This is a genomic window from Maritalea sp. (assembly GCF_047634455.1).
GTDB lineage: Bacteria > Pseudomonadota > Alphaproteobacteria > Rhizobiales > Devosiaceae > Maritalea.
In genome coordinates this window covers 1-24376 of the sequence record NZ_JBLIAI010000030.1, presented here as the reverse complement: position 1 = coordinate 24376, position 24376 = coordinate 1, and the positions used below count along the sequence as shown (strand labels likewise).

The 24376-nt window shown below is 50.3% G+C and carries 24 protein-coding genes and 2 tRNA genes; 11 read left to right on the top strand and 15 right to left on the bottom strand.

Going from position 1 to position 24376, the window contains the following annotated elements; genetic code table 11:
* The first annotated feature begins 2 nt into the window (after positions 1-2).
* Together ACJAZW_RS09245 and ACJAZW_RS09240 are read left to right on the top strand one after the other, a co-directional pair.
* The gene (locus tag ACJAZW_RS09245; protein WP_415157328.1) at positions 3-1427 is read left to right on the top strand and encodes a 4Fe-4S binding protein; all 1425 of its coding nucleotides are present in this window, start codon (positions 3-5) and stop codon (positions 1425-1427) included.
* A 110-nt stretch (positions 1428-1537) separates the two neighbouring features.
* Positions 1538-1948, top strand: coding sequence for a DUF6326 family protein (locus tag ACJAZW_RS09240; protein WP_415157326.1), 411 nt, complete (start codon positions 1538-1540; stop codon positions 1946-1948).
* A gap of 17 nt (positions 1949-1965) precedes the next feature.
* Here ACJAZW_RS09240 and ACJAZW_RS09235 read toward each other — a convergent pair.
* From ACJAZW_RS09235 to ACJAZW_RS09180, 12 genes are all read right to left on the bottom strand, one after another.
* A tRNA-Phe gene (locus ACJAZW_RS09235) sits at positions 1966-2040 on the bottom strand.
* Positions 2041-2232: 192 nt separating this feature from the next.
* Positions 2233-2442 carry a DNA gyrase inhibitor YacG gene (yacG, locus tag ACJAZW_RS09230; protein ID WP_415157324.1) on the bottom strand — a complete coding sequence of 70 codons (210 nt, stop codon included), beginning with the start codon at positions 2440-2442 and terminating at the stop codon, positions 2233-2235.
* Position 2443: 1 nt separating this feature from the next.
* Positions 2444-3079, bottom strand: coding sequence for a Maf family nucleotide pyrophosphatase (locus ACJAZW_RS09225; RefSeq protein ID WP_415157322.1), 636 nt, complete (start codon positions 3077-3079; stop codon positions 2444-2446).
* 36 nt (positions 3080-3115) lie between these two features.
* Positions 3116-3334, bottom strand: a complete 219-nt coding sequence (gene infA, locus ACJAZW_RS09220) for a translation initiation factor IF-1 (RefSeq protein ID WP_269392687.1) — start codon at positions 3332-3334, stop codon at positions 3116-3118.
* Between the two features lie 63 nt (positions 3335-3397).
* The gene (locus ACJAZW_RS09215; protein WP_415157320.1) at positions 3398-4357 is read right to left on the bottom strand and encodes a UPF0262 family protein; all 960 of its coding nucleotides are present in this window, start codon (positions 4355-4357) and stop codon (positions 3398-3400) included.
* A 34-nt stretch (positions 4358-4391) separates the two neighbouring features.
* Positions 4392-4772 carry a hypothetical protein gene (locus ACJAZW_RS09210; protein WP_415157318.1) on the bottom strand — a complete coding sequence of 127 codons (381 nt, stop codon included), beginning with the start codon at positions 4770-4772 and terminating at the stop codon, positions 4392-4394.
* A gap of 81 nt (positions 4773-4853) precedes the next feature.
* On the bottom strand, positions 4854-6146 hold the full coding sequence (gene hisD / locus ACJAZW_RS09205; RefSeq protein WP_415157316.1) for a histidinol dehydrogenase: 1293 nt from the start codon (positions 6144-6146) through the stop codon (positions 4854-4856).
* A 15-nt stretch (positions 6147-6161) separates the two neighbouring features.
* Complete coding sequence (locus ACJAZW_RS09200) at positions 6162-6596, bottom strand: DUF2948 family protein (RefSeq protein ID WP_415157314.1); 435 nt, start codon at positions 6594-6596, stop codon at positions 6162-6164.
* A 117-nt stretch (positions 6597-6713) separates the two neighbouring features.
* Positions 6714-8006: a UDP-N-acetylglucosamine 1-carboxyvinyltransferase gene (murA, locus tag ACJAZW_RS09195; protein ID WP_415157312.1), complete on the bottom strand. Its 1293-nt coding sequence runs from the start codon at positions 8004-8006 to the stop codon at positions 6714-6716.
* A 152-nt stretch (positions 8007-8158) separates the two neighbouring features.
* On the bottom strand, positions 8159-8308 hold the full coding sequence (locus ACJAZW_RS09190) for a hypothetical protein (RefSeq protein WP_415157310.1): 150 nt from the start codon (positions 8306-8308) through the stop codon (positions 8159-8161).
* Positions 8309-8394: 86 nt separating this feature from the next.
* Positions 8395-9942 carry a putative bifunctional diguanylate cyclase/phosphodiesterase gene (locus ACJAZW_RS09185; RefSeq protein WP_415157308.1) on the bottom strand — a complete coding sequence of 516 codons (1548 nt, stop codon included), beginning with the start codon at positions 9940-9942 and terminating at the stop codon, positions 8395-8397.
* Positions 9943-9959: 17 nt separating this feature from the next.
* Positions 9960-10532 (bottom strand): heme NO-binding domain-containing protein, encoded by a 573-nt coding sequence (locus ACJAZW_RS09180; RefSeq protein ID WP_415157306.1) that lies wholly within the window; start codon positions 10530-10532, stop codon positions 9960-9962.
* Positions 10533-10806: 274 nt separating this feature from the next.
* Between ACJAZW_RS09180 and ACJAZW_RS09175 the strand changes: the two genes are divergently transcribed.
* Together ACJAZW_RS09175 and ACJAZW_RS09170 are read left to right on the top strand one after the other, a co-directional pair.
* Positions 10807-10881 (top strand) — tRNA-Thr (locus ACJAZW_RS09175).
* A gap of 149 nt (positions 10882-11030) precedes the next feature.
* Complete coding sequence (locus ACJAZW_RS09170) at positions 11031-11330, top strand: hypothetical protein (RefSeq protein WP_415157304.1); 300 nt, start codon at positions 11031-11033, stop codon at positions 11328-11330.
* Positions 11331-11493: 163 nt separating this feature from the next.
* On the opposite strand, the gene ACJAZW_RS09165 is transcribed toward ACJAZW_RS09170, so the two are convergent.
* A complete protein-coding gene (locus tag ACJAZW_RS09165) occupies positions 11494-12576 on the bottom strand; it encodes a YncE family protein (RefSeq protein WP_415157302.1) in 1083 nt (360 codons plus the stop codon).
* Positions 12577-12753: 177 nt separating this feature from the next.
* Complete coding sequence (locus ACJAZW_RS09160) at positions 12754-13140, bottom strand: hypothetical protein (RefSeq protein ID WP_415157300.1); 387 nt, start codon at positions 13138-13140, stop codon at positions 12754-12756.
* 584 nt (positions 13141-13724) lie between these two features.
* On the opposite strand from ACJAZW_RS09160, the gene ACJAZW_RS09155 reads away from it, so the two are divergent.
* Together ACJAZW_RS09155 and ACJAZW_RS09150 are read left to right on the top strand one after the other, a co-directional pair.
* Positions 13725-15380 carry a U32 family peptidase C-terminal domain-containing protein gene (locus ACJAZW_RS09155; RefSeq protein ID WP_415157298.1) on the top strand — a complete coding sequence of 552 codons (1656 nt, stop codon included), beginning with the start codon at positions 13725-13727 and terminating at the stop codon, positions 15378-15380.
* Positions 15381-15497: 117 nt separating this feature from the next.
* On the top strand, positions 15498-18161 hold the full coding sequence (locus ACJAZW_RS09150; protein ID WP_415157296.1) for an NADase-type glycan-binding domain-containing protein: 2664 nt from the start codon (positions 15498-15500) through the stop codon (positions 18159-18161).
* Between the two features lie 50 nt (positions 18162-18211).
* Here ACJAZW_RS09150 and ACJAZW_RS09145 read toward each other — a convergent pair whose 3' ends face one another.
* Positions 18212-19237 carry a LacI family DNA-binding transcriptional regulator gene (locus ACJAZW_RS09145; RefSeq protein WP_415157294.1) on the bottom strand — a complete coding sequence of 342 codons (1026 nt, stop codon included), beginning with the start codon at positions 19235-19237 and terminating at the stop codon, positions 18212-18214.
* 205 nt (positions 19238-19442) lie between these two features.
* Here ACJAZW_RS09145 and ACJAZW_RS09140 point away from each other — a divergent pair, with 205 nt between their 5' ends.
* From ACJAZW_RS09140 to ACJAZW_RS09120, 5 genes are all read left to right on the top strand, one after another.
* Positions 19443-20678: an ABC transporter substrate-binding protein gene (locus ACJAZW_RS09140; RefSeq protein WP_415157292.1), complete on the top strand. Its 1236-nt coding sequence runs from the start codon at positions 19443-19445 to the stop codon at positions 20676-20678.
* Between the two features lie 121 nt (positions 20679-20799).
* The gene (locus tag ACJAZW_RS09135; RefSeq protein ID WP_415157290.1) at positions 20800-21696 is read left to right on the top strand and encodes a carbohydrate ABC transporter permease; all 897 of its coding nucleotides are present in this window, start codon (positions 20800-20802) and stop codon (positions 21694-21696) included.
* Positions 21686-22600, top strand: a complete 915-nt coding sequence (locus tag ACJAZW_RS09130; protein WP_415157288.1) for a carbohydrate ABC transporter permease — start codon at positions 21686-21688, stop codon at positions 22598-22600. The genes ACJAZW_RS09135 and ACJAZW_RS09130 overlap by 11 nt, the downstream gene beginning before the upstream one ends.
* Positions 22601-22602: 2 nt before the next feature.
* Positions 22603-23679: an ABC transporter ATP-binding protein gene (locus ACJAZW_RS09125; RefSeq protein WP_415157286.1), complete on the top strand. Its 1077-nt coding sequence runs from the start codon at positions 22603-22605 to the stop codon at positions 23677-23679.
* 25 nt (positions 23680-23704) lie between these two features.
* The coding region (locus ACJAZW_RS09120; protein ID WP_415157284.1) for a sugar phosphate isomerase/epimerase family protein at positions 23705-24376 on the top strand (672 nt) is incomplete at its 3' end.

Here is a 24376-nt window from a genome sequence, read left to right as displayed (position 1 = left end):
CCATGACAGAGCTGGCCATTGGCAAATCCAAAATTGTGCCGCGCGCGGTGCCACTGCCACCCACAAGAATTGCGGCAATTGGCGATTGGCTGCGCACGCACCAAGTGTTTGTGCGTCGCCTGCAATGGGCCGTCATTGCGATTTATACGGTCTTGATCATTGTTCCCACATTGTTGCCATTGCCCGATAATACGGCCCACATGTGGAACAATGTCACCCGGTTCGCGCAATTTCTGTTTTGGGGCGTTTGGTGGCCCGGTGTACTGATCTCAATGCTGGTTTTTGGACGTTTGTGGTGTGGCATCATGTGCCCAGAGGGCGCCCTAAGCGAAATGGCAAGTTCCAAAGGGCTTGGCCGTGCAGTACCGAAATGGATCAGGTGGCGCGGTTGGCCTTTTACGGCTTTTGTGATGACCACCGTTTATGGACAGATGATCAGTGTCTATCAATATCCACGCGCGGTCTTATTGATATTGGGCGGGTCAACCGTCGCAGCGATCATTGTGGGCTATGTCTATGGGCGCAATCACCGCGTGTGGTGCCGTTATCTTTGTCCAGTTAATGGGGTCTTTGGCCTTTTGTCCAAGCTTGCACCATTGCACTACAAAGTTAACACATCTGTTTGGGGCAATTGCCCACCCAAGTTGGGCCGTACCACCAAGGTCAGCTGCGCTCCATTGGTGCCTTTAGGCACTATGCAAAGTGCCTCCCCGTGTCATATGTGCGGTCGCTGTTCCGGCTTTCGCAACGCCATTGAATTATCCACCCGTATACCGGGAAATGAAATTGAAACAGCCAGCGTCAATGAGGCAAACATGTGGGACAGTTTGCTGATCATTGTCGGCATTCTGGGCGTTGCCACAGGTGCGTTTCATTGGTCATCGTCGCCTTGGTATATCCAAATGAAACAATGGGCTGCACATCAGTTGATTTTAGCCAAACAGTTTTGGGCACTGGAAGCTGACGCTCCCTGGTGGTTACTCACCAACTACCCAGCACAGAATGATGTTTTGACGCTGCTTGATGGCGTGACATTGCTGGCCTATTTGACCCTTACGACATTAATCGTCTCGTCCCTGGTCGCAGCTCCAATTGCTTTGGTTGCGCTATTATCGGGCACCAAAGGCGCAACGCAGCGCTTTCATCATTTGGTGCACGGGCTCATCCCCATTGCAGCGTTCGGTTTAATTCTTGGGCTGTCAGCTCTCACCTTTTCGCTCTTGCGCGCTGACGGCATTTATATCGGTTGGACGGACGAATTCCGCGCTGCCTTGTTGACGATCAGCTTTTTATGGAGCGGATATTTGATGTACAAAGTGCTTGGAACATATGTGAAAGGTATTACGCATTTTGCATTGATGTTGCCACTTATGGCCGCGATGGGCGTGCCAATTTTCACATGGGTTTTGATGTTCTGGGTGTGGTAGTTGTGCGATGCTCAAGAGCACAGCACGAACCAACTGGTAGCTCGCCCTTGTATTCCCAGTTCACGAGCCCCACCTTTGTTTATCCACAATGCAACTGGGAGGTTCAATTCATGTCTACGGCAGCAAAAGCTTCACTCAACGAAATGCAATCCAAGCTTTCCACCCTTTGGGTGTTTATGATGCTGCTGATCCTGTTTCGAGACATGCATGAACTGTTTAGACCCGGCCTGCTCACCGAAATGATATCCGGTACCGTTGGCGGATTGGAAATGAGCGAGCCGGCACTGCTGACTGCTGGAATTGCCGTTTCGATTATGATTTCAATGGTCGTGTGGACGCGTTTTCTGCCCTATCGTTACAACCGCTGGTCAAACTTGATCATCGCGCCGCTCGCTGTGCTTGGCCAAATGGCCGCAGGTGTGAAAGACATGGACGACATATGGTTTTTGAGCCTTCAGCTAATCACCTTAGTCGCAATCTTTGTGATCGCATTGCGTTGGCGCTCAGACGATGAACACTAATCAACTTTTTAGGGAAGTGGTGCCCGGGGGCGGATTTGAACCACCGACACGCGGATTTTCAATCCGCTGCTCTACCCCTGAGCTACCCGGGCATCCTGTGATGAATCAGGAACGTAAGTTCAACCAATTCATACATGCTGTGGCGGGTTTATAGGGTGAGAAATAGATATTGTCTAGCGGTCAAAGACAATTAAATCCACTTATCTTGCAAGTTTCCCAAGACAGCGGAAAAACCAGCCTTATTTCATGGTGTTAGCGAACAATTTTGTTCGCTTTTTACCAAATTATTCCGGATCGTAATCGTCCAGCTGCGCGCCGTCTTCTTCGACAACTGGAATCGCATATGAGCCATTAAGCCACTTGCCTAAATCCAGATCTGCGCAACGTTTTGAGCAAAAGGGATGGAACTCACGTACGCTCGGCTTTTCGCACAGGACGCACGGCTTTGACGGGCGCAATCCAGTGATGTTTGAACGGACTGATTGGTCGTTCATGCTAAATACCCGAAGTGGAGTTGAGCCAGTTAAATTCGATCGGATAGTGTTCGCTACGCAAAAGCTGAACCGTCTCATAAAGTGGCAAGCCCATCACCGCATGGAACGAGCCTTGCAGCTTGATTACGAACGCCCCGGCAATGCCTTGGATCGCATAAGCGCCCGCTTTGTCTTCCCACTCGCCACTGGCGAGATAGGCGTCAATTTCTGCCGTGGAAAGTCGTTTGAACCGAATACGGGTTTCAACCACACGTCGCTTCGCGCCACCCGATGGGTTGAGCAGGCAAATCGAGGTAAAAACCCGATGTGACCGCCCGCTCAATAGCCGCAATGACGCCGCAGCATCGTCGAGCATCTCGGCTTTTGGCAGAATGCGGCGGCCAACAGCGACAACAGTATCGCCACCGAGCACTAGCGCATTATCACCGATGCCGGTCTGGCGTGCCTTGTGTTGGGCAGCCAACGCTTTGGTGTGGGCCAGTCTTGCGGCGAGTTTGCGCGGTATTTCGTTTTTTAGCGGCGTCTCGTCCACATCCGCCGGGATTAAATGATCCGGTTCCACGCCAATCTGGTTCAACAGCGCCAGACGGCGCGGCGAAGCAGAGGCGAGAATAAGTTCGGGGCGGGCTGCAACCATTATGCTATATGGCTCATGATAGGGGTCACATACCGCTTATTTGAAGCGGTAAGTGATCCGGCCTTTGGTGAGATCGTAAGGTGTCATTTCAACAAGCACTTTGTCGCCTGCTAAAACACGAATACGGTTTTTACGCATGCGGCCCGCTGTGTGGGCGATGATTTCGTGTTCATTTTCGAGCTTCACGCGGAATGTCGCGTTTGGCAACAATTCCTGTACGACGCCCGGAAATTCGAGCATTTCTTCTTTAGCCATTCTATCTCCTGATAAGCACCTTCAGGCGCAAAAGCGCTGGAATTGGCGGCAACCTATACAAATTCAAACGATTTGTGAACCATTTGTCACCAGCGATTGCAGCTCGGTGTTAATACGGCTGTTTAGGTCTTCGCGCAAGGCGCGATATGCATCTAGTTTTTGCGCCCTATTTCCATCGATCAAAGTGGGGTCTTCAACTTCCCAATGCAAGCGTTTACCCACCTCGTAATTGCGGGCATCCACTGCTGCGGGCGCTTCATCGGAAAGGGTGACGATCAGGTCAAATGAACTGGCCACCAATTCGTCCATTGTATGCGGGGTGTGCACCGACATATCGACGCCCAATTCTTGCATCACCTCGTGCACAAAATTGTCCACCTTGCCGGAGCGTACACCTGCGGATCGGGCAATAATACGCGTTGGAAAGGCCCGACGTGCAAGCGCAGCTGCCATTGGCGACCGCACCGAGTTCATAGAGCAAACAAACAAAACCGTGGGCATGTCCGGCTTGGTAATTGCGCGCTGATCTGCGTAGGGTTGCACGGCGCAGATCAATGTGAACAGGCGGCGCGCCGTGTTCTCATCCATCTCCAGTTTACCCTCGAGCCGATGCCGCAATAGTTCCGCCGCTTGGTTATGCAAACCACGCCGCGCCATATCCACAGTTTCGATTTGATAGGGCTGCGCGCTTTTGATGGCATCATAATAGCTTTCGCGAATACGGAAGTAATCGCGGATCAAGTGCCGAAAAGGCGTGAGGGACAAAAAATGCGCTGCAATTGGTTGGTTGGTTGTGGGGTTGCGGACATCGAGCCCCAAATGATTTCCACGAATGGAAACGTGCAAAGCATATGGCCCATGCGCTTCTGCAATTGCTGTGATGGGGGCAAACTGGTTCTCGTCGACCAGGTCAAAAACAGCAATACGGCGTTCGTGCACTTCATCCGGGTCAATCGAGATGATTGTCTCTGGATCAAGTGTAACTGTGACCAGCTTATCCGTTTCAGGATGTGCGATATCCATTAAGCCCCGAGCATATGAATTGATGTTGCCGCTTTTATCGCAACAACAAAGCCCAAAGCAGCACGACAATCAATCCCAAAAGCATTAGAACTTGAACGCGAAAGTTCTTTGCTGCTTTTTTCTCTTCCAGCAAGAACTTTGCAATGACGTGCTGATTGAACACGGCTTGCTGGGCAAATTTGCGCGCGAGCGTTGTAAAGCTTTGTAATACGCCTGCTGCCTCTGTGTCATTGTCGTTGAGCGTACGCATCGGGCCGTCTTCGACCAAAACTTCGTGCGCGGCGCGGTGGTCGTTGCGTTTCAGTTCGGCTAAAATGTCTTGGCCCTCAACTTCGCTCAATTGCCGCGTGAGTTGATCTTCAAGTTGCTTAATCTCGGCCAAATATCCCGCTGCGCCGCCTGCTGCATCATTCATTTTTCAAAACCTTAGTTTGCCACCATCTTTGACCAGACAATAGCAAACAAGGGTTAGCGCAAGAATAAACGGATTATCGATTTATCGATTAAGCCTAATAGAAACTGAACGCCCGTGCGCTTGCAGGTCTTCTGCCTCGGCCAATGCGACGGCGTCCGGTGCCAACGTGCTGAGCGCAGATGGGGTGCAACCAAGGATGGATATGCGCTTGATGAAATCGAGCACATTGAGCCCAGATGCATATCTTGCGGACCTTGCGGTGGGCAACACATGATTGGTGCCGCCGATATAGTCGCCAATGGCCTCTGGCGTGTGGTGACCCAAGAAAATCGCCCCCGCATGCCTGACTTTTGCGACCAATGCATGTGGGTCGTCGACGGCCAATTCAAGATGTTCTGGTGCCATACGGTTCGACAAACCAATCGCTGCATCGATATCTTTGACAACAATCACTGCACCAAAATCTTCCCATGACGGCCCTGCAAGGTGCTTTTTAGGCAGGATTGCCAGCTGGCGCTCAACTTCTTTTTCCACAGCGTCGGCGAGCGCTGCATCGGGTGTGATCAAAATAGATTGTGCTGATGTGTCATGTTCGGCTTGTGCGAGCAAATCGGCAGCAATCCAGGCTGGATTGGCACTGCTATCAGCAATCACCAGCACCTCGGACGGCCCGGCGATCATATCAATACCCACCGCGCCAAAAACCTGACGTTTGGCCGCAGCAACATAGGCGTTGCCCGGCCCGACGATTTTATTGACCGGCCCGATGGTAGCCGTACCAAAGGCAAGTGCTGCAATGGCTTGCGCGCCCCCTACCCGGTAAATTTCTGTGACGCCGGCAATTTTTGCGGCCGCCAACACCGTTGGATTAACAACCCCATTTGGCGTTGGCACCACCATGGCGATGCGTTCAACGCCTGCAACCCTTGCGGGGGCAGTGTTCATCAAAACCGAAGACGGGTAACTGGCCAAGCCGCCCGGCACGTAGATACCGACTGCGTCTACCGCGTTCCACTTGGAGCCAAGGGTTACCCCAGCATCGTCGGTATAAAGTTCATCTTTTGGCATTTGCCGCACGTGATAGGCCGTAATGCGTTTGTAGGCATGGTTGAGCGCCGCTATCAATTCACTCGGCGTCTGATTGTAGGCGGTGTCTATCTCATCCTGAGTGAATGCAATGCCAGTTTGATTGAGGTCGAGATGGTCGAATTTCTGTGTCAGATCAATTAGCGCCGCGTCGCCACGCATACGTACGTCATTGATGATCTTTTGAACAATTTCGCCCACTTCTACCGACGTTTCACGTTTTGCCCCTAGCAGAGTCGTGAATCGCGCTTCAAAGTCAGCGGAGGCCTGTTCCAGTCTTACCGGCATATTTGCGTTGCTCTTTTAGTTTACAAGGTCGTGTTGTGGTGTGCCTTTTGCACCCCAGGCAGCGCCCAAATCTTGCATCCGCGCTTCAAGGCATTCAACACCAAGCTTAATCGTGCCGCCGCCTGCAAAAGACAAGAGCACTTCGCCAGACGGGTCATCTGACAATTCAAATGTGATGGACAATAGTTCTAAGATACCGTCTTTGGCATCCAAATCGATACCGGAAACTTTGACCTGTTCGACTCGGTCGAAATGGATCGCTGCGCGTTTGCGTTGGCCTTTGCCACGTTTTTGACCAGCTTCCCAGGCAAATCGGTTCATCAAAAAAGCGAACCGTTGATCATCTGCCACATAGCCCATTTCGCCGACGCGGATAACCGCGTCTTGGGTGTGAGCGGAAATCACTTCCAAATCTTCACTATCAAGGGCGAGTAATTTGAGATCGGTCATGGATCAAGATATTCCTTTTATCGGCGATTGGTATGCGGTCTTATCCTGACTACCTAATGCGCGCGGTGCCCGTACACAAGTGGGCACCCCGCGAAATAAGCCAAAGGCGCAGTCTTGCTAGCCACTAATACGTTCGATTTGTGCGCCACAACGGCTCAATTTGTCTTCCAATCGCTCAAAACCACGGTCCAAATGATAGATGCGGTTGACGATGGTTTCGCCTTTGGCGGCAAGTCCTGCTATTACCAAAGAAACTGACGCCCGCAAATCGGTTGCCATAACCTGCGCGCCCTTAAGCTCGCTTACGCCTTTGACATGGGCTTTCTGCCCCTCGACAGAAATATCAGCGCCAAAACGCATCAGTTCAGCCACATGCATAAACCGGTTTTCAAAAATCGTTTCCCGCACGATTGAAGTGCCGTCCGAACGGGTCATCAACGCCATATATTGTGCCTGCAAATCAGTAGGGAAGCCGGGATATTCAGAAATCTCCGCATCGATTGCATGGATGGCAGTGCCGTTTTTGATAATCCGCAGACCATCTTCTTCCCGTGTCACTTTAACCCCAGTTTTTTCCAACACAGCAAGCGCAGCATCCAAATGATCAGCATTAGCCCCTCTGAGCAGAACGTTACCGCCGGTCATCGCCACGGCCATGGCATAAGTACCGGTTTCAATGCGGTCAGGGATCACGTCGACAGTCGCGCCGTGTAATTCTTCAACGCCTATAACAGTTAGCGTACGGGTACCGATGCCGGAAATTTTTGCACCCATCGCCACTAGGCACTCGGCGAGATTGACCACTTCAGGCTCCATCGCCGCGTTTTCGATGGTCGTCGTGCCTTCAGCAAGTGATGCGGCCATCATGATCACATGGGTTGTGCCCACAGAAATGCGTGGCAGTTTCACCACGCCACCCTTAAGCCGACCACCCGGGGCTTTGGCGTTCACATAGCCGCCGTCAATTTCAATCTCAGCGCCAAGTTGCTGCAAGCCATCAATATAGAAATCCACGGGGCGTGTGCCGATGGCACACCCGCCGGGCATGGAAACACGGGCGACGCCTTCGCGTGCCAGTAATGCACCAATCACCCAAAAGCTTGCGCGCATGGTCGCCACCAATTCGTATGGGGCGCAGGTATCAACAATGTCAGCTGCTGAAAACGTAATGCGCTGGCCGCGCATTTCGTCTTCACCCCGACGACGGCCCTGCACGGAGATATCAACGCCGTGATTTTCCAGGATTCGCTCAAGTTGTTTAACATCTGCCAAGCGCGGCACATTGTTTAGTGTCAGCGGCTCTTTGGTGAGCAAACTCGCGATCATAAGAGGCAGCGCGGCATTCTTAGCGCCAGATATCGGCAGCTCACCATGCAGTTCATTACCGCCAACAATACGAATTCGATCCATGTTTTCTTCCTTAATAGGCGCTTGTCGCTCGTCGTTAATTATAGCGATCTTATGAAAAAGACCAGTCCGATGAACAATCGGCGAGAAAATTGTCGATATGGTGGTTCAAATTGGTAGGAAATACGACCATTTACTGGCTCAATTGTGAGCAGTTAGTCTTGTTTGGGTGCGTTTTTCTCGGCGCCAAGCCGCGCTTTGGTTTGCTGCTTGCGGCGGCGCAAATTGGCCCGCAATTGCTGGGTCAAACGCTCTTCGCGTGCTTTGCGCTTGGTTTCGACGGTGTTTTCGCGTTTTTCGGACATAGCGTGTTTAAGCTTTGTTTCAAAATGATCGGATTGAGGGTTCTTTTTACACTTGTTCCCCGATGGTCCACAACCCTGATCCGCGTTTATCGCCGATCATTGGCGATCAATTTGAACTTCGGCTTTCGCAATTGGTCTTTGACGATCTCAAACTGCGCAGGGGCTTGCATAACCGGAATCCCACGCCCGAACAGAAAACCTTGTCCCCATTCGCACCCAAGCGCCCGAACATGGTCCAATTGCTCTACAGTTTCAATGCCTTCTGCAATCACCTCCAAATTGAGTGCTCGCGCCATTCCAACAGTAGCCATAACAATTGCTTTGGTATCGGATTCGGCGATCATTTCAGCAACAAAGGATCGGTCAACTTTCAAAAATTTAAATGGTAGACTGCGTAATGAAATGAGATTTGAATAGCCCGTCCCAAAATCATCAATCGAAAAAGACGACCCGTGCTGAATGAGGCAATTCATTGCGTGCTTTGTCTTAAGAATGTCCGTTACCAGCGCATCTTCAGTAATTTCTAAATGCACCTTGTGGGCGGGAACTCCTGTGAGTTTAAAAATTTCAAGGATATCTTCGGTAAAGGAGGAATCGCGAATATCCTCCGCTGTAAGGTTGATGGAAACCCATTCAATCTGGCCAGAATCGAGCATCGGCTTGGCATTGGTTAAAGCGGTGGTGACCACATATTTGAAGAATTGTGCATGAAGATGATGGGAGCGTACCGCGTCAAGTACATCGACAGGCGATACCCAGCCAAGTCGTGCATGTCGCCAACGCACAAGCGCCTCAACGCCCAAACGTTCAGGATCAGCAAAATTGACTATTGGCTGAAAGAACAATTGGACTTCACCAAGGTTAAGCGCCTCGCGCAAGTGCGCGCCCAGCTCGCGTTTTTTCTTCTGTTGGCCCCACATTTCTTCAGCAAATATCGCAACACGCCCCCGCCCCTTTTCCTTTGCGTCATAAAGGGCCAAATCGGCGTAGATTTGCAGTTTGGCGCAATCCCGGGAATGGGAAGGGAACCGCGAAACCCCAATCGTCACGCCACATCTTAGTGTAAAATCACCACAATTGACCGGTTTTGCGACGGCTTTGAGCAGGCTCGAACATTCGGCAAGAATATCGGCATCTGTTTCTTGATGCTGGTCAAACCGAACAATGGCAAACTCATCGCCGCCCAAACGTGCAACGATGTGATTTTCACCTAAATAATTCAGCAACCTTGTGGCACAGGCTTTGAGCATTGCGTCGCCCGCAGCGTGACCAAACGTGTCGTTAAGTTGTTTAAATCCGTCCAGATCAAGCAATATCAGGGAGAAATGCGCATTGTCGGCATGTCCTGTGACAATATCGCCTAGGCTCTTTGCGAAAGAGTGCCGATTTGCCAATTGAGTTAAATGGTCCCGCTCTGCCAACAATAGAGCACTCGTCTGCGCATGTTCTAACTGCGAAGTCCGCTCACAAACCCTTGCTTCCAGCTCCTCATTAAGCAGCGCTAATCGTCGGTTGGTTTCATAGAGTTCAAGACTTTTTTTCTCCAGCAACTCTTCGGCCACGATTCGCGCCTGACGTTCCCTTTCGGACTTACGCCGATAGATCTCCTCCGCACTTCGCTCGCTATTTGCCATCGTGGCTGCCTCAAAATCTAGCCGCTACTATCGAGATCATTTGTTGAACCTACAATTCGCAGCGTAATGTCGGTATATTGTCCTAGCTCGTCGTCGCCCATCACCGTCGTGGTTTTAATGACATGCCCATAATAAGTCCCTGATCCTTTGATCAGTCCCTCAGCCAGATTGTGCATTCCTCTTGGTGATCGGTAGCGCACAATCGTTTTTTTCGGGTCGCTAGAGAGAACCACAATTTTTGGCAGTTGCGCATCTGGGTAGAGTTTATGGACCTCGACATGGATATGACTATCGACGGCTGACATAAATGTAAGGAAATCGGCGCATTCTTCAAAGAATTGCGGAAACTTTATTGCAAATTGAGTGCCTAAATATTGACCGAAAGTATCGATAATTTCTGGCGTCGCTATTTGGGTTTTGGTTGAAAGCGCTGCGACCAGCGACACGATCTCGGAATGATCGTAGGTTGCGACCGACGTGTAAGCACCGCCGCTTGGCAAATCTGCCAAATCAATAATTGCATCTACAATTTCTATGCCATGTTGATTTTCGACAAATTGTAGAAATTCTGTAAAAACGATACCCTTCATTAGCCCCGTCGCCCCATTCAAAACGGTTGTCGGTTTATTCTATCAGCATTGTGGGATCAGAAAGTTAACTTATTCACCTCGTTGTGGCCCTGCTTAATAAACCATTGTGTAAGTCAGAAGAAATTGTTCACCTAAAGACTTGTTTCGGCCAAAATTGAGTTGAAGCGCGTCAGAACATTTTGCTGTTTTTTAGCGAATGCTCGATAACCCTCTTGCGTCAATTCAAAGCTTGTGGCACTACCACGGCGCTTGGCGAACGATTGAACAAGCACGTGCTGCCGTAGCTCAGCGGTAGAGCACCTCATTGGTAATGAGGAGGTCGAGAGTTCGAGTCTCTCCGGCAGCACCATTTTTTCCGCATTGTTATTGATGGCCGTTTTTCTTGGGTCGCACGTTGGGTTCGCTCATTCCAACTCAACCATGCGGGAAATTTTACCCGCCGTTTAACAATGCGCTCATTGAATTTTTGGTTCAATTGTCCAAAGCATCGGGACAAGTATGAACAAAGGCGATCCAAATGAGCTGTTAGCACTGCGCGAGAAATGCGCCATGTACGAGTCATGGTTGCGGGCGCTGGATGAACATGGCGAATTCGATCTATGGTTCAAAGACAAAGATAGCCAATATCGCTTTATTAACAACCACTTCGCCAATACGATGGGTCGAGCCAAGCATGGATTGATCGACGTACGCCCGAAGACGTGTTCGGTGCTGATCGTGCAGACCGCGTGCGTACGATGGACAAAACAACCGAGATTGAGTTGCTTCGATCTCGCGACGAACTTGAGCGGCGTATAAACGAACGCACTGCCGGAATACCAGATGGCACCTATGACATATTTGGAAAGCAGGTAAGAAGTTGATCATTTTGTAGGGTGAATGATATCCTCCCCACCATGAAAAATCACAAAAACGTCCCCAACAAAGTTGAGGACGTTTTCCTTTTCATGACGCTGCCGTTTTAACGGGACTGTGCAACCACCATCTGGTGACCCACGTCTGGCAATTCGATTTTCTGAACCAGCGACAGGTCGTCCTGCCGGATAATGCGCAGCGCATTTTCATCCGAACTTGAGACCATCGCCAATCCCGAGCCGGGGATGGTTGTCAGGTGGTAAGGTTCCGGCGCCATGGGCACCGTGCTGACAACGCCACTTGCCAAATCCACCCGCGCGACCCTGTCACCATCACGCTCAGCAACCAGCAGGGCCGTGCCGTCCTCTGACAGATCAAGCCCGTGCAAACGATCTCCGATCTTGTAGCTTTCGGTCATCTGCCCACTCGCCAGATCAATCGACCCAACCGAGCCATCATCATTGTTGTTCACAAACAACGTGTTACCGTCCTGTGTTAGCACCATATGCTCCGGGCTTTCCCCAGTGGCTATGGACGTCCTGACCTGCCAGTCGTCCATGCCAATAACGGCGATGGTATTATCCCCCGCGTTGCTGACATAAAGCGTGTTGCTATCCTGACTGAACACAACATAGTTGGGCAACGAACCTGATTTGACAGTGGCCACTACTTCGTAGGTTGTCAGATCAATCGCCGTCACCGCATCATTGCCGGGCTGTGTCACCACCGCATAGCGCCCGTCCGGGCTGACCGAAACGTGATGAACAGCACCGGGCACATCAACGGCGCGGATGATCTCACCTGATGACTGGCGTAGAATAGTGACTGTGCTAACCATCATGTCACTTGTTGCTGCGGCCTCGGCTGATTTCGGGGCATGGTGGGCGGCATGGTCTTCCGCTGACACCCCTTGGGGTTTGGCGGGCTCACCGCTGCCCAACTCCCGTTCCGTATAACTGCCCGCGATCAAAAGCTGACCATCTGGGGTGCCAGCAAGTCCGTGAACGGCCTCAAGCCCCGTGTAAGTATCAACTGATTTTCCGGTTTCAGCATCAATCACCAGTATTTGGCCTGCGCCACCAACTGGTACATAAACATATGGTGCCGCCAATAGGGACGTGGTGCTAAGTAGGGTTGCAAGTGCTGTACCGACAACAAGAGTGCGGGACGATTTGTAAAGTGTAAGCATTTTTAGTCTCCGAATTTTATCAAGAAGAGACGATGAAATGTCCTGTGTCGCCTTACGGGTCTGGTTTTAGCCCGAGTAGCAAGCGAGATGTCAGGAAATAACCGGCCGGCAGCCGGTTTCCATCGCCATTGGCAAGGCAAGTTCCCTCGTTTGATAAGGGGAACGGCGCCTCCTGGTTCAGAGGCTGTAAATCGGAGGGTAAGACGGAGGTCCGGTATCGAGTGTGCGGGCAAAATGGTTCTGATCGGTCCATACGCCATTTAGCTGACTAGATTGAATGGTGAACACCGCAGGCAAATAAAAGGTCGAGCCGCAATGGGTCTGGGTCATTTCCTGACATTGCTCAACACTATCACCCAGGTGCAGAACGCGGTGTTGGGATTGATTGTTTTGGTCAATGTCGCTGGACATAGCAACCGCCATTAAATCGGCAGGCATCGGCCCTGCCCCTGTCATACCAAATGCATTGGAGGCCACGGCTACTAGAAGCAAAACCGACAGCAGCACTCGAGCAAACGAGCGCGAGGATTTTCCGGCAACATCAAAAATCGTAGTGGCAGACATGGTCAATTTAACTCCTGATAAGAGCCATACAATATTCCGATCCCACCACTTTGACCTGAATCAAGCCGAAAATCTTCTTTGGATTATCTCACAAAAATGTGAGGGCCATCTGGCTATAAGTTCGGGGGAGTATCTGGGCGACTGTGTATGAAGTTTGATGTCCCAAAACAGTCACTTGCATCCAGCCATCCGCTTGGCCTGTAACTGCTGTCCAATAAGATTCACGAGAATACAGAGCCGCTGTTTGTTCAGCCGTTTTTTCACACACCAGAGCCCATGCCCACACCCAGAGAAACCATCCCGCAAGCGCTGCTTGCGGCACTGCACACTGTACCCGATGCATACGTATTGGCGGGGCAATCCCTTGGAACGGCAAATACTAAACCCGCAGGGTGTCTAACAACCGCGGGGTTATTCAAACTGCTTCTCCCGCGTTGCAATCCCGTACAGTGACCTCTTAATAGACGTGTTCCGAGTTTTTTCCCTCACTTCGTTGCGAACTCAAATAGACCCATCACTTGACGCAAATCAACGCGGGCGCTGCAAATCCGGGGCAAAAGCCTCGCTTTAGCGAGGCAAGCGAAATGAAAAAAGAACATCGATCTGAGTTATTGATGCCTGCGGGCAACTTGAGAAAACTCAAGATGGCCATCCTATATGGGGCGGATGCGGTGTATCTTGGTACGCCAGATATGAGTTTGCGCACGAAGTCGCAATTCAGCTTGGCGGAGGTGATTGAGGGCGTGGAGTTTTGTCATGCCCACGGCAAGCGCGCTTATTTGACGCTCAATCTGTTCTCGCACAATAAAGACATCGCCAAACTGCAAGAATATGTTGAAACTGTGCGTAAAGTAAAACCAGACGGATTGATCATCGCCGACCCCGGCGTATTTCAGTTCGTGAAAACCCATGCGCCAGAATTGCCGCTTCATATCTCGACACAAGCCAATATTTGCTCATGGCTATCCGTCCAATTTTGGCAAGATCAGGGCGCTGAATTGTGCGTTTTGGCGCGTGAGGTCTCCTACTCGGAACTTGTTGAGATTCGCGAAAAATGCCCAGACATCAAGTTAGAAGCCTTTGTGCATGGGGCGATGTGCATGACTTATTCGGGTCGCTGCCTGTTGTCGAACTTCATGGCAGAGCGCGGCGCGAACCAAGGCAATTGCGCCAATTCATGTCGTTGGAATTACAAGCTGAAAATGCGCATGAAAGACGGCACCGTCGAAGAATTGGAAATCAATGAAGACAATTCGGACATGTTCGAGTTCTTGCTCGAAGAAGGCTGTCGTCCGGGTGAGTTCTTGCCAATCGAAGAAGATGGACGCGGCTCTTACATTATGAATTCGCGCGATCTTTGCATCATGCCCAAGCTAGATGAATATCTAAAAATCGGCGTGGACAGCTTGAAAGTCGAAGGGCGCGGCAAGTCTGAATATTATTGTGCTGTGGTGGCGCGCGCCTATCGCATGGCAATTGATGACTATTACGCTGATCCCCAAAATTGGGACCCCAAGCCCTACATGGTTGAACTCGAGGCCGTCGGCAACCGGGGTTACACCCTCGCGTTTCATGATGGGCGACTGACCAACTACGCACATGATTATGAGCACACAGCCTCCATCGCTCAATGGGAATATGCCGGAGTAGTGACAAAGGTTGAAGACGATGCGTTTTTGGTTGAAGTAAAAAACAAGTTGGAAGCCGGAGACGTTTTGGAGTTCATTTCCCCCATCGCGCGGCACACTATTTTGCTGCGCGTTTACGAATTTGAGCGCGCCGACAAAGGCGACAGGGTGGACGTTGTGCATGGTGGCACCAAAACAGTGATCCGTCTGCCTTTCTCGCTTTTTGACCATGAAGACACTGATGATCTTAAAACTTGGTTCCCTGAATATAGCGTGATGCGCAAAGAGCGGGCGCTAACAGACGAACAGTGGAAACGGATCAAGTTCGACAAGTTCACCCAAGACGCAGAGATCCAAGGCCAGCCGAACGACGCTGCATATCAAAAACGCCGCGACGCGCTGGTGGCTAGCATTGACGAAGGCGGCAACCAAACGCGCTTTAAAACCAACCGTGTTGGCACCGATGGCTGCTGCGGCAAGGGCTGCAACGGCTGCATGATGTTCTGGCAGGACGATCTTTATGCCAAAGCGCGTGAAGAAGTGATGACCCGCAAACAAGGCGAATTGCTCAGCCGAGCCGAGGCAACAATGATGAAGGGCGCAGCGGAGTGATGGTTGTTCGAAACCGCGCTGCCCACTTTGCCGACCAGACGTCCAAGCCCGTACATTTGTACGGGTTGTAACCTTTCCAGAAATAATGAGAATTACGCAAAAGCTGGAGATCCTCTTATGCGCGCCTTGATTGCCCTTGCCCTACTTTTCGTGAGTGGCGGCACAGCCATTTCCCAAGAACAATTCCAAACCACCCTCAATTGCCAATACGAGGAAACAAACAGTTTTTTTGGGGACACAATTAGTTTCAGCTTGTTTCAGTCGAGCAAAGGCTTGTCTGCGATCTATGAATACCCCGTTCGCGATGGCACACAAATCGATGCAAAACTGGCCAGCATACCGGGGAAACTCAGTTTTGATATTTTGCACATTTCGGACGTCGGCACAGAGCAAATTGACCGCCATGAGGTCGATATAAAAAGCAAACAGATAATATCAAGTATTACCAAAGGCGGTTCTTCGCAGGCCGCTGGCTATTGCCAAGTGAGCTTCGATCTGCCTGAAAGCGACGAAAAATGCTCTTATTGGCAGGCTGATACGGACATTGCACGAGGCGGGAGAATTTGCGTTTCCGACCATCTGCCCGCCTATAAAGCCAACACGTATGGCGCGACGAGCCTGATGCGTGAAGGTGCATGGTGTGATGTACTGGAAGACGGCCAACCAACAAAGGCATCCCTCACCTATTACGGTTATGACATTTTTGCCGGATCGCCCACCTATGCACGGTTAGGAATTTCAAACGGTTACGACAAAAGCGACGCTGTTTTCAACAAGAACGCTCGTGCCAAAACAATCATCGTTACAAGTGGGAACTTCTTCCAAGAAGCATTCGTTTTGAAAGACACAATGGTCGAACAATATCTCGATTTTGGCGAGCTTCTGAAATTTGAGGAATTGGAGGTCGAAATCATCGATACTTACCCAGGTTCAGCGTTCGAGCATGTGTGTGTTTCTTCGGTGTTTGCCGATTTTGAATATGATCCGGAGTATGGCGACCTATTTGAAGGCGAAATATATGCTGACAAAATCAGCGTCAAAGAGGCTCTAGCCATCAAGAATGGCCCAAACAAAACAAGTTCTGTCGAGGTCGCTCCTGCCAACTCAAACCCCATATTCACTGAAGCTGAGCCAAAACCAACACAGGGTATAAAGAGCGCAGATCGCCCGAAACCACTTACGATTGAACAATATAAAGTACATTTCGGCTGGCCCGAAAAGTTTGCCGATTATCAAATCCAGACTTCCCCCCAGCTGCGCTTTGCTATTATTGACAACGGGTTTCAAGGACTTGAAGACTATTTAGACACACGTCCTGACCTGAAAAAACGCGTCACTTATGTAGATTTGGGCGGTAAAAGCGAAGCGCCCGATGACAATCATGGGTTTAATGTGTTTCAGATTGCGGATCACGTTATGCCAACGGGCGAAATCTTGCTGCTGGATATCGCTTTAGGCAACAGAGATTTTTTTGAAGAAGCCGTTGATGAAATGAACAATCGGGGCTTTTACTATGGCACGATGAGTATTGGCACTTTCGGAGAATTCGATCGCACAACACTCACAGACCAGTTGCCCGAGTTTTTGCAAAAACTGGAGAATTCGCAAACCACGCTTTTTGTGTCGGCAGGAAACTATCGCGATGACATTCATACAGCATTTCCCAGCGATGTAGATGACGATGGTAAAATTGAGTTTTGGCCAAATGAGGGTTCAGACAAGGCTAGGGAGAACTTAGTATTCGGCGTTGCGGCAAACCGAGAAACATATTTGGAGCTCGGCTGGGGCGACAGGCCCAACGCTCAGGGCAGCGTTACAGCTACGCTGTATAGAAATGATCAAGTGATCAAAGTAGATACATTTAAAGAAGCCCGCGGCTTTGGCATTTTCACAATAGACCCGCCGCTGAACAATACCGGCTATCGACTGGAAGTTGAGTTTAAGAACCTATCTGGGCCGCTGCCCCTATTACGCATCCGCCGAAATTCAACATCGCGATATGGCACACCATGGAACGGTCTACGGTCCAACGGGGACTATGCTATTTGGGATTCGCCGTTCCTTATTCCGGTTGGGTCCGTTGGTGAAATTGACGGCAAACTAAGCCCATCAGTGTTTTCATCTATCGACATGAGCAATGAGGGCAAAGTGCAACCGCTTATTTACGGCCCAGGGCAGCTAAACTTAAATGGAGAAACGTTTAACGGCACCTCCTATTCCACGCCATTTATCGCAGCCCTTTATTCAGCATTTGGCACGTTCAACATCAGAAATTACATTGAGCAAACGACAAGCTTTAAACCATTTTTAGACGGGCTTTCAGTATCAGAAGTTTCACGCTGGGGCACACCGGACTATCGCAAGATGCTTGCTGTTGGCGGCAATGTTTGTCTTGAAAAAAAGGCTGAACTGCTTGACGCAAAAGTCGAAAATGGTCGGATTTCCGCAAAACTCAAGATTTCACGAAATTGCATGGAAAAAACCAAATACGGCGTCACCATGCGTCTGGAAACGGTCGAACCCAACGCAGATACCGGCTACATCGAAAACGTAACAGCGACAGTCAACGGGCAATCCGTAATCTATGCAATTAGCCAGTACCGCAAGTCTGAAAACAAAGCGATCATAGATGAAGTAATTGAGTTTAATGGAATTTTTGATCCTATTGATGCGCGTTTTAAGGGCAAGATGGTCCGCCCCCATTTCCAACTGTTTACCCAGTTGGACCAGCAAGGCTCGTCCCTGTTTTTATCGGAGGAAGCGTTTTTGTTGGGTGAATAGCATCGCAACGGTTTCAGGTGACGAGATAAACCCACGATTCGGCCAAATGGCTAGGTCGCAAGCTGCGCGGTGCTGCCGCGTTTGATCAACAACACATCAACCAATTGAACATTTGCATCGTTCTGGGCGCTGCGGCCGGACAGATATCCCATCAGCGTCGTAGCGGCAAGCACACCAAGCTGGGTGCGGTTTTGCCGGATGGTCGTCAGCGGTGGTATAAAATGGTCGGCAATTTCAATATCGTCGAACCCAACGACCGAAATATCTTTTGGCACAGAGACCCCGCGCTTGTGCATCTCTGACATCAAGCCCATGGCAATCAAATCAGACCCGCAAAAAACAGCGGTGGGCTGATCATCCATTTCAATGAATTGTCGCGCCGCTTGCGCGCCCGCATCAAGCGAAAAGTCGCCGCCATCGACCACCCAGCGTGGGTTAACTTCGATCCCAAATTCACGCATTGCATCTTGAAAACCCGCTAGGCGCTCTTTGGTCAATACGTTATTGCGTGGCCCGGCGATGTGCCCGATTTTGCGGTGCCCCAATTCGACCAGATGCGCGACGGCTTGTTGAGCCCCGCCCCTATTGTCGCTGCGCACCGAAGGCAGTTCAATATCAGGTTTCCATTCGCAAGCAAAAACGATACGATTGTTAGGTGCTGTGTGGGCCAAATCGGAAAGCACTGCACGTGGAATAGCGCCATCCAGCAAAATCACACCATCTGCCCTAGTGTCGCGAAAATACCCCGTAAGTTGGTCCTGCTTGATGCCATTAGTATCGGCAATCAACACGCTTAAATCAGATGTCGCAAATACACTTTCGATGCCAGATAAGATTTGGGAAAAGAAGGGGTTTCCAAGGTCTGGCAGGAGGACCAAAATGGCGCCAGCTTGCCGCTTCCTTAGGTTCTGTGCCGCTCGATTTATGCGGTACCCTGTCTTTTCAACAGCAGCCAAAACGGCTTCACGGGTTTTTTCTGAAACCAAATCAGGATTTGAAAGCGTGCGGCTAACGGTGGCCGTGGACACCCCGGCTGCCATTGCAACTTCTTGAATTCTAGGGCCTTTCGCGTTCATTCTGAATCTCTCATGCTCCGCAATTTACCGTAGTAGTAAACATTTTCTTGACATATGCAAATCTGTGGTGAAATATCATGTAATCGATTACAAATCAGCGTTGCAGCGCTCAATGTAATCGATTGCAGCATTTGAATGGGGACCCAAAATTGAACTTGGTATCTCATTTGTATCGAGGCGAATGCCTCACCCCTGGGAGGAATAAATGAAAAATTTGAAAAAACTGTTGATCGCCACAACGGCGATCTGCTCGGCAACTGTTGGTGCATATGCCGTGGAATTGGAAGTCACTCACTGGTGGACATCCGGCGGCGAAGCTGCTGCGGTTGCAGAGTTTGCCAAAGCCTTTAACGCCACTGGCAACACGTGGGTTGATGGCGCGATCGCCGGTTCCGGCGGCGTCGCTCGCCCAATTATCGTCAGCCGTATTTTGGGTGGTGACCCGATGGGCGCAACTCAGCTAAACCATGGTCGCCAAGCCGAAGAACTCATTGAAGCTGGTTTGATGCTTGACCTTACAGACATTGCTGAAGCTGGCGGCTGGCGCGATGTTGTAAACCCAACCGGCTTGCTTGACAGCTGTACGCTTGACGGCAAAATCTACTGTGTTCCTGTCAACATTCACTCTTGGCAGTGGATTTGGTTGAGCCACCAAGCCTATGCAGACGCAGGTGTTGCTGTACCGGCAAACTGGGATGAGTTTGTTGCAGCGGCTCCAGCACTTGAAGCCAAAGGCATCACACCATTGGCAATGGGTCAGCAATCCTGGCAGACATCTGGCGCATTTGGCGTACTGAATGTTGCAATCGGCGGTTTGGACCTTTGGACCAAAATCAACGTGAACAAAGATGCTGAAGCAGCGGCGAGCCCTGAAATGGCAAAAGTGTTTGAAGCGTTTGGCGCAGCACGTTCTCTCTCTGCGGGCTCAAATGTTCAAGACTGGAACCAAGCAACCAACATGGTCATCACCGGCAAAGCTGGTGGACAAATTATGGGTGACTGGGCGCAGGGTGAATTCCAGGTTGCAGGTCAAGTGGCTGGCACAGATTACACTTGCCTTCCAGGTTTGGGTGTAAACGAGATTATCTCAACTGGTGGTGATGCATTCTACTTCCCAGTGAATGACGACCCAGCAATCACCGCAGCACAAAAAGAACTTGCTGCTTTGATGATTTCTCAACCTGTGCAAGTTGCGTTTAACTTGAAAAAAGGCTCGCTTCCAGTGCGTGGCGATATCGACATGAGCACGGCGAACGATTGCATGCAAAAAGGTCTTTCAATCTTGGCTGCTGGCAACATTATGCCCGATGGCGCGCAAGTTCTGACACCAGATACAACATCGCGTGTTGAAGACTTGTTGGTTGAATTCTGGAACGACACCAGCATGACACCAGCTGTTGCTCAAGAACAATACGCTCTCATCATCTCAGAAGCGGAATAATCCTCCCGTGTGAACAGCTTGCCCCAGAATTGATTTGGGGCAAGCGGTCACTGAAGCGTAGCATCGTGTCGGGTCCAATTGCCCGGCACGACAATTCATCTGAGTTGAAAGGCGGTTCGTCATGGCAAGCTCCGTGAGGCCAAACCAGATTTTTAGAAACATAAACGCCAAAATCGCCGCGATCCCGATGGTCTTAACGGCAATGGTGGTTTTTGTTGGGTGTACGATTTGGACCGTGGTCTATTCATTCACCAATTCAAAGCTGTTGCCCAAGCTCGATTTTGTTGGCATGGCACAATATGAGCGCCTTTGGGCCAGTCGACGTTGGTTGATCTCGATTGAGAACCTGGCCATTTACGGCATTTGCTCGTTGATTTTTTCGTTTGTCGTCGGCTTTATGCTCGCCGCCTTGATGGATCAAAAAATCCGATTTGAGAACACATTCCGCACGATCATTCTTTATCCGTTTGCCCTGAGTTTCGTGGTTACCGGCCTAGTGTGGCAATGGATTTTGAACCCAGAATTTGGCGTACAGAACGTCGTCAGAAGCATGGGCTTCACTGAATTCACTTTCGATCCGCTATACGATGCGCAGATCGTGATTTACGGTATTTTGATCGCCGGATTGTGGCAAGGCACCGGCTTTATCATGGTGATCATGCTCGCTGGACTGCGCGGCATTGACACCGACATTTGGAAAGCATCTCGTGTAGATGGCATTCCAAAATGGAAAACCTATTTGTTTGTCGTCATCCCGATGATGCGCCCGGTATTTATCACCGCACTTGTGCTCATTTCTGCGGGCATCGTCAAAGTTTACGATCTTGTGATCGCGCAAACCAACGGCGGACCGGGCATCGCCTCGGAAGTTCCGGCCAAATATGTCATGGACACAATGTTTAGAAATCAAAATCTAGGCCAGGGTTTTGCCGCGTCTACTATGATGTTGGTGAGTGTTTTGGTGATCCTCATTCCATGGGCATATCTCGAATTTGGGGGCCGCAAAAATGACAAGTAACTCAAACCAAACCCCGATAGACATGACCGGTCCACGCGGCGCCCGTCCAACCAAAATGTTATCTCCGCGCAACATCATGCTTTACGGCACATTGATCGTTGTTGCGCTGTATTACTTGTTGCCGCTCTATGTGATGGTTGTGACCTCACTTAAAGGTATGCCTGAAATTCGGCTTGGCAACATCTTTTCACCGCCCGTTGAAATCACCACCGCCCCTTGGACAAAGGCTTGGGCCGAAGCCTGCACAGGCTTGAACTGCGATGGCTTGAGCCGTGGCTTTTGGAACTCTGTGAAAATCCTTGTACCCTCTGTTGCCCTGTCGATCGCCATTGCTTCGATCAATGGATACGCATTGGCCAATTGGAGATTTAAGGGCGCAAATGTCTTTTTCACGATTTTGATCTTTGGTGCGTTCATTCCATACCAAGTAATGATCTACCCAATTGTGATTATTCTGCGTGAGCTAAAATTGTTTGGCAGCCTTGGTGGTCTGGTGCTGGTGCACACCGTATTTGGCATGCCGATCCTGACCCTCTTGTTCCGCAACTACTTTACCTCGCTGCCCGAGGAACTGTTCAAAGCGGCGCGTGTCGATGGTGCTGGATTTTGGGGGATCTATTTCCGGATCATGTTGCCCATGTCCTTGCCGATTTTTGTGGTTGCGATGATCTTACAGGTAACCGGAATTTGGAACGACTTCTTGTTCGGGGTAATTTACACCAAACCCGATACCTATCCGATGACGGTTCAACTGAACAACATTGTGAACTCTGTGCAGGGCATTAAAGAGTATAACGTCAATATGGCGGCCACTCTTTTGACCGGCATCGTTCCTCTCGTCATTTATTTTGTTTCTGGAAAACTGTTCGTCCGCGGCATTGCTGCAGGCGCGGTGAAAGGCTGATCATGACCAGTGTTTCTATTCGCAATCTCGATCTTGAATTTGGGTCGGTAAAAGTTCTCAAGCAACTCAGCTTAGAAATTGATCACGGCGAGTTTCTTGTACTCTTAGGTGCCTCAGGGTGCGGCAAATCAACATTGCTGAACTGCATTGCAGGTTTGCTTGATGTCACTGATGGGCAAATCTTCATCAATGGTAACAACGTGACGTGGGAAGAGCCAAGTGAACGCGGTATTGGAATGGTGTTCCAATCCTATGCGCTTTACCCGCAAATGACGGTGAAAGGCAATCTGAGCTTTGGCTTGAAAAACGCCCGCGTGCCGAAAGATGAGATCGAAAAACGCGTTGCTCGCGCGGCTGAGATTTTGCAAATTGAACCCCTGCTCAAACGCAAGCCTGCCGCTTTATCGGGTGGTCAACGCCAACGCGTTGCTATCGGGAGGGCGTTGGTACGCGATGTGGATGTGTTCTTGTTCGATGAACCACTTTCGAATTTGGATGCAAAACTGCGCGCAGACCTGCGGGTGGAAATCAAACGCCTGCACCAACGCTTAAACAACACCATGATCTATGTGACCCACGATCAGGTGGAAGCGATGACGCTTGCTGACCGGATCGCGATTATGAAAGAGGGCCTTATCCAGCAATTAGACAGCCCAGCTGAAATCTACAATCGCCCAATCAACAAATATGTTGCCGATTTTATTGGGTCACCGTCGATGAATTTCTTGGAAGGTGACATGACTGACAATGGCGAATTCAAATTAGGGAATACTGTCATCAACCTTAAGGGCTACGATTATGTTGATGGCCCAATCGGTGAACCGGTGTGGTTTGGATTCCGCCCGGAGCACGTGATCACCGGCGACGGTGCAGATACACAACCATTTTTTGCAAATGTCGTTGCAGAGATCGTTGAACCGATGGGATCTGACACATTGGTGTGGACAGCAATCGAGGGCCAACCGTTCCGGGCGCGTGTGGACGGGCAAGCCAGTATTAAAACAGGTGATAGCTTTATGTTGGGCTTTGATCCAGCGCGCGCTTCAATTTTTGACAAACAACACGAGTTGCGGGTCTAAGACCCCATCGCAGAAGGATTTCGTTATGGAAATGAGTTTTCAACTTTATAGCGGCCGCAATTTTCAGCCTTGGCCGAAACAGCTGGCGGCGCTATCTGCGTACGGATACACTCAAGTCGAGGGCTACGGTGATGTGTTCGCTAATCCAGCCGAATTTGCCGCAGATTTGGACAATGCTGGCCTAAAAATGCCATCCGGCCATTTCAGCATCGACATGCTAGAAAACGACTTTGACAAAGCGCTTGAAATCATCAAAACGCTTGGTATCTCTCAGGTATATTGCCCATATTTGGAGGCAGAGAACCGACCAACGGATGTGTTGGGATGGCAAGATTTTGCACGACGGCTCGGCGTCATTGGCGACAAGCTGGCAAGCAATGGCATTTCGTTTGGCTGGCACAATCATGACTTTGAGTTTGCAGCCCTTGCCGACGGACAAATACCAATGGCCATCATGCTTGATGCGGCACCAAATATTTCTTGGGAAGCCGATATTGCCTGGATTGTTGTTGGCGGTCAGGATCCATTTGACTGGATCGAAAAATATGGTGATCGCATCACCGCAATACACGTAAAAGATCGCGCCCCAGAAGGCGAGAATATTGATCAAGATGGGTGGTGTGATGTGGGCGCAGGCACCATCAACTGGTCGGCTTTGCTGGACAGCGTGAAAAGCAAGACCAATACTACCATTTAT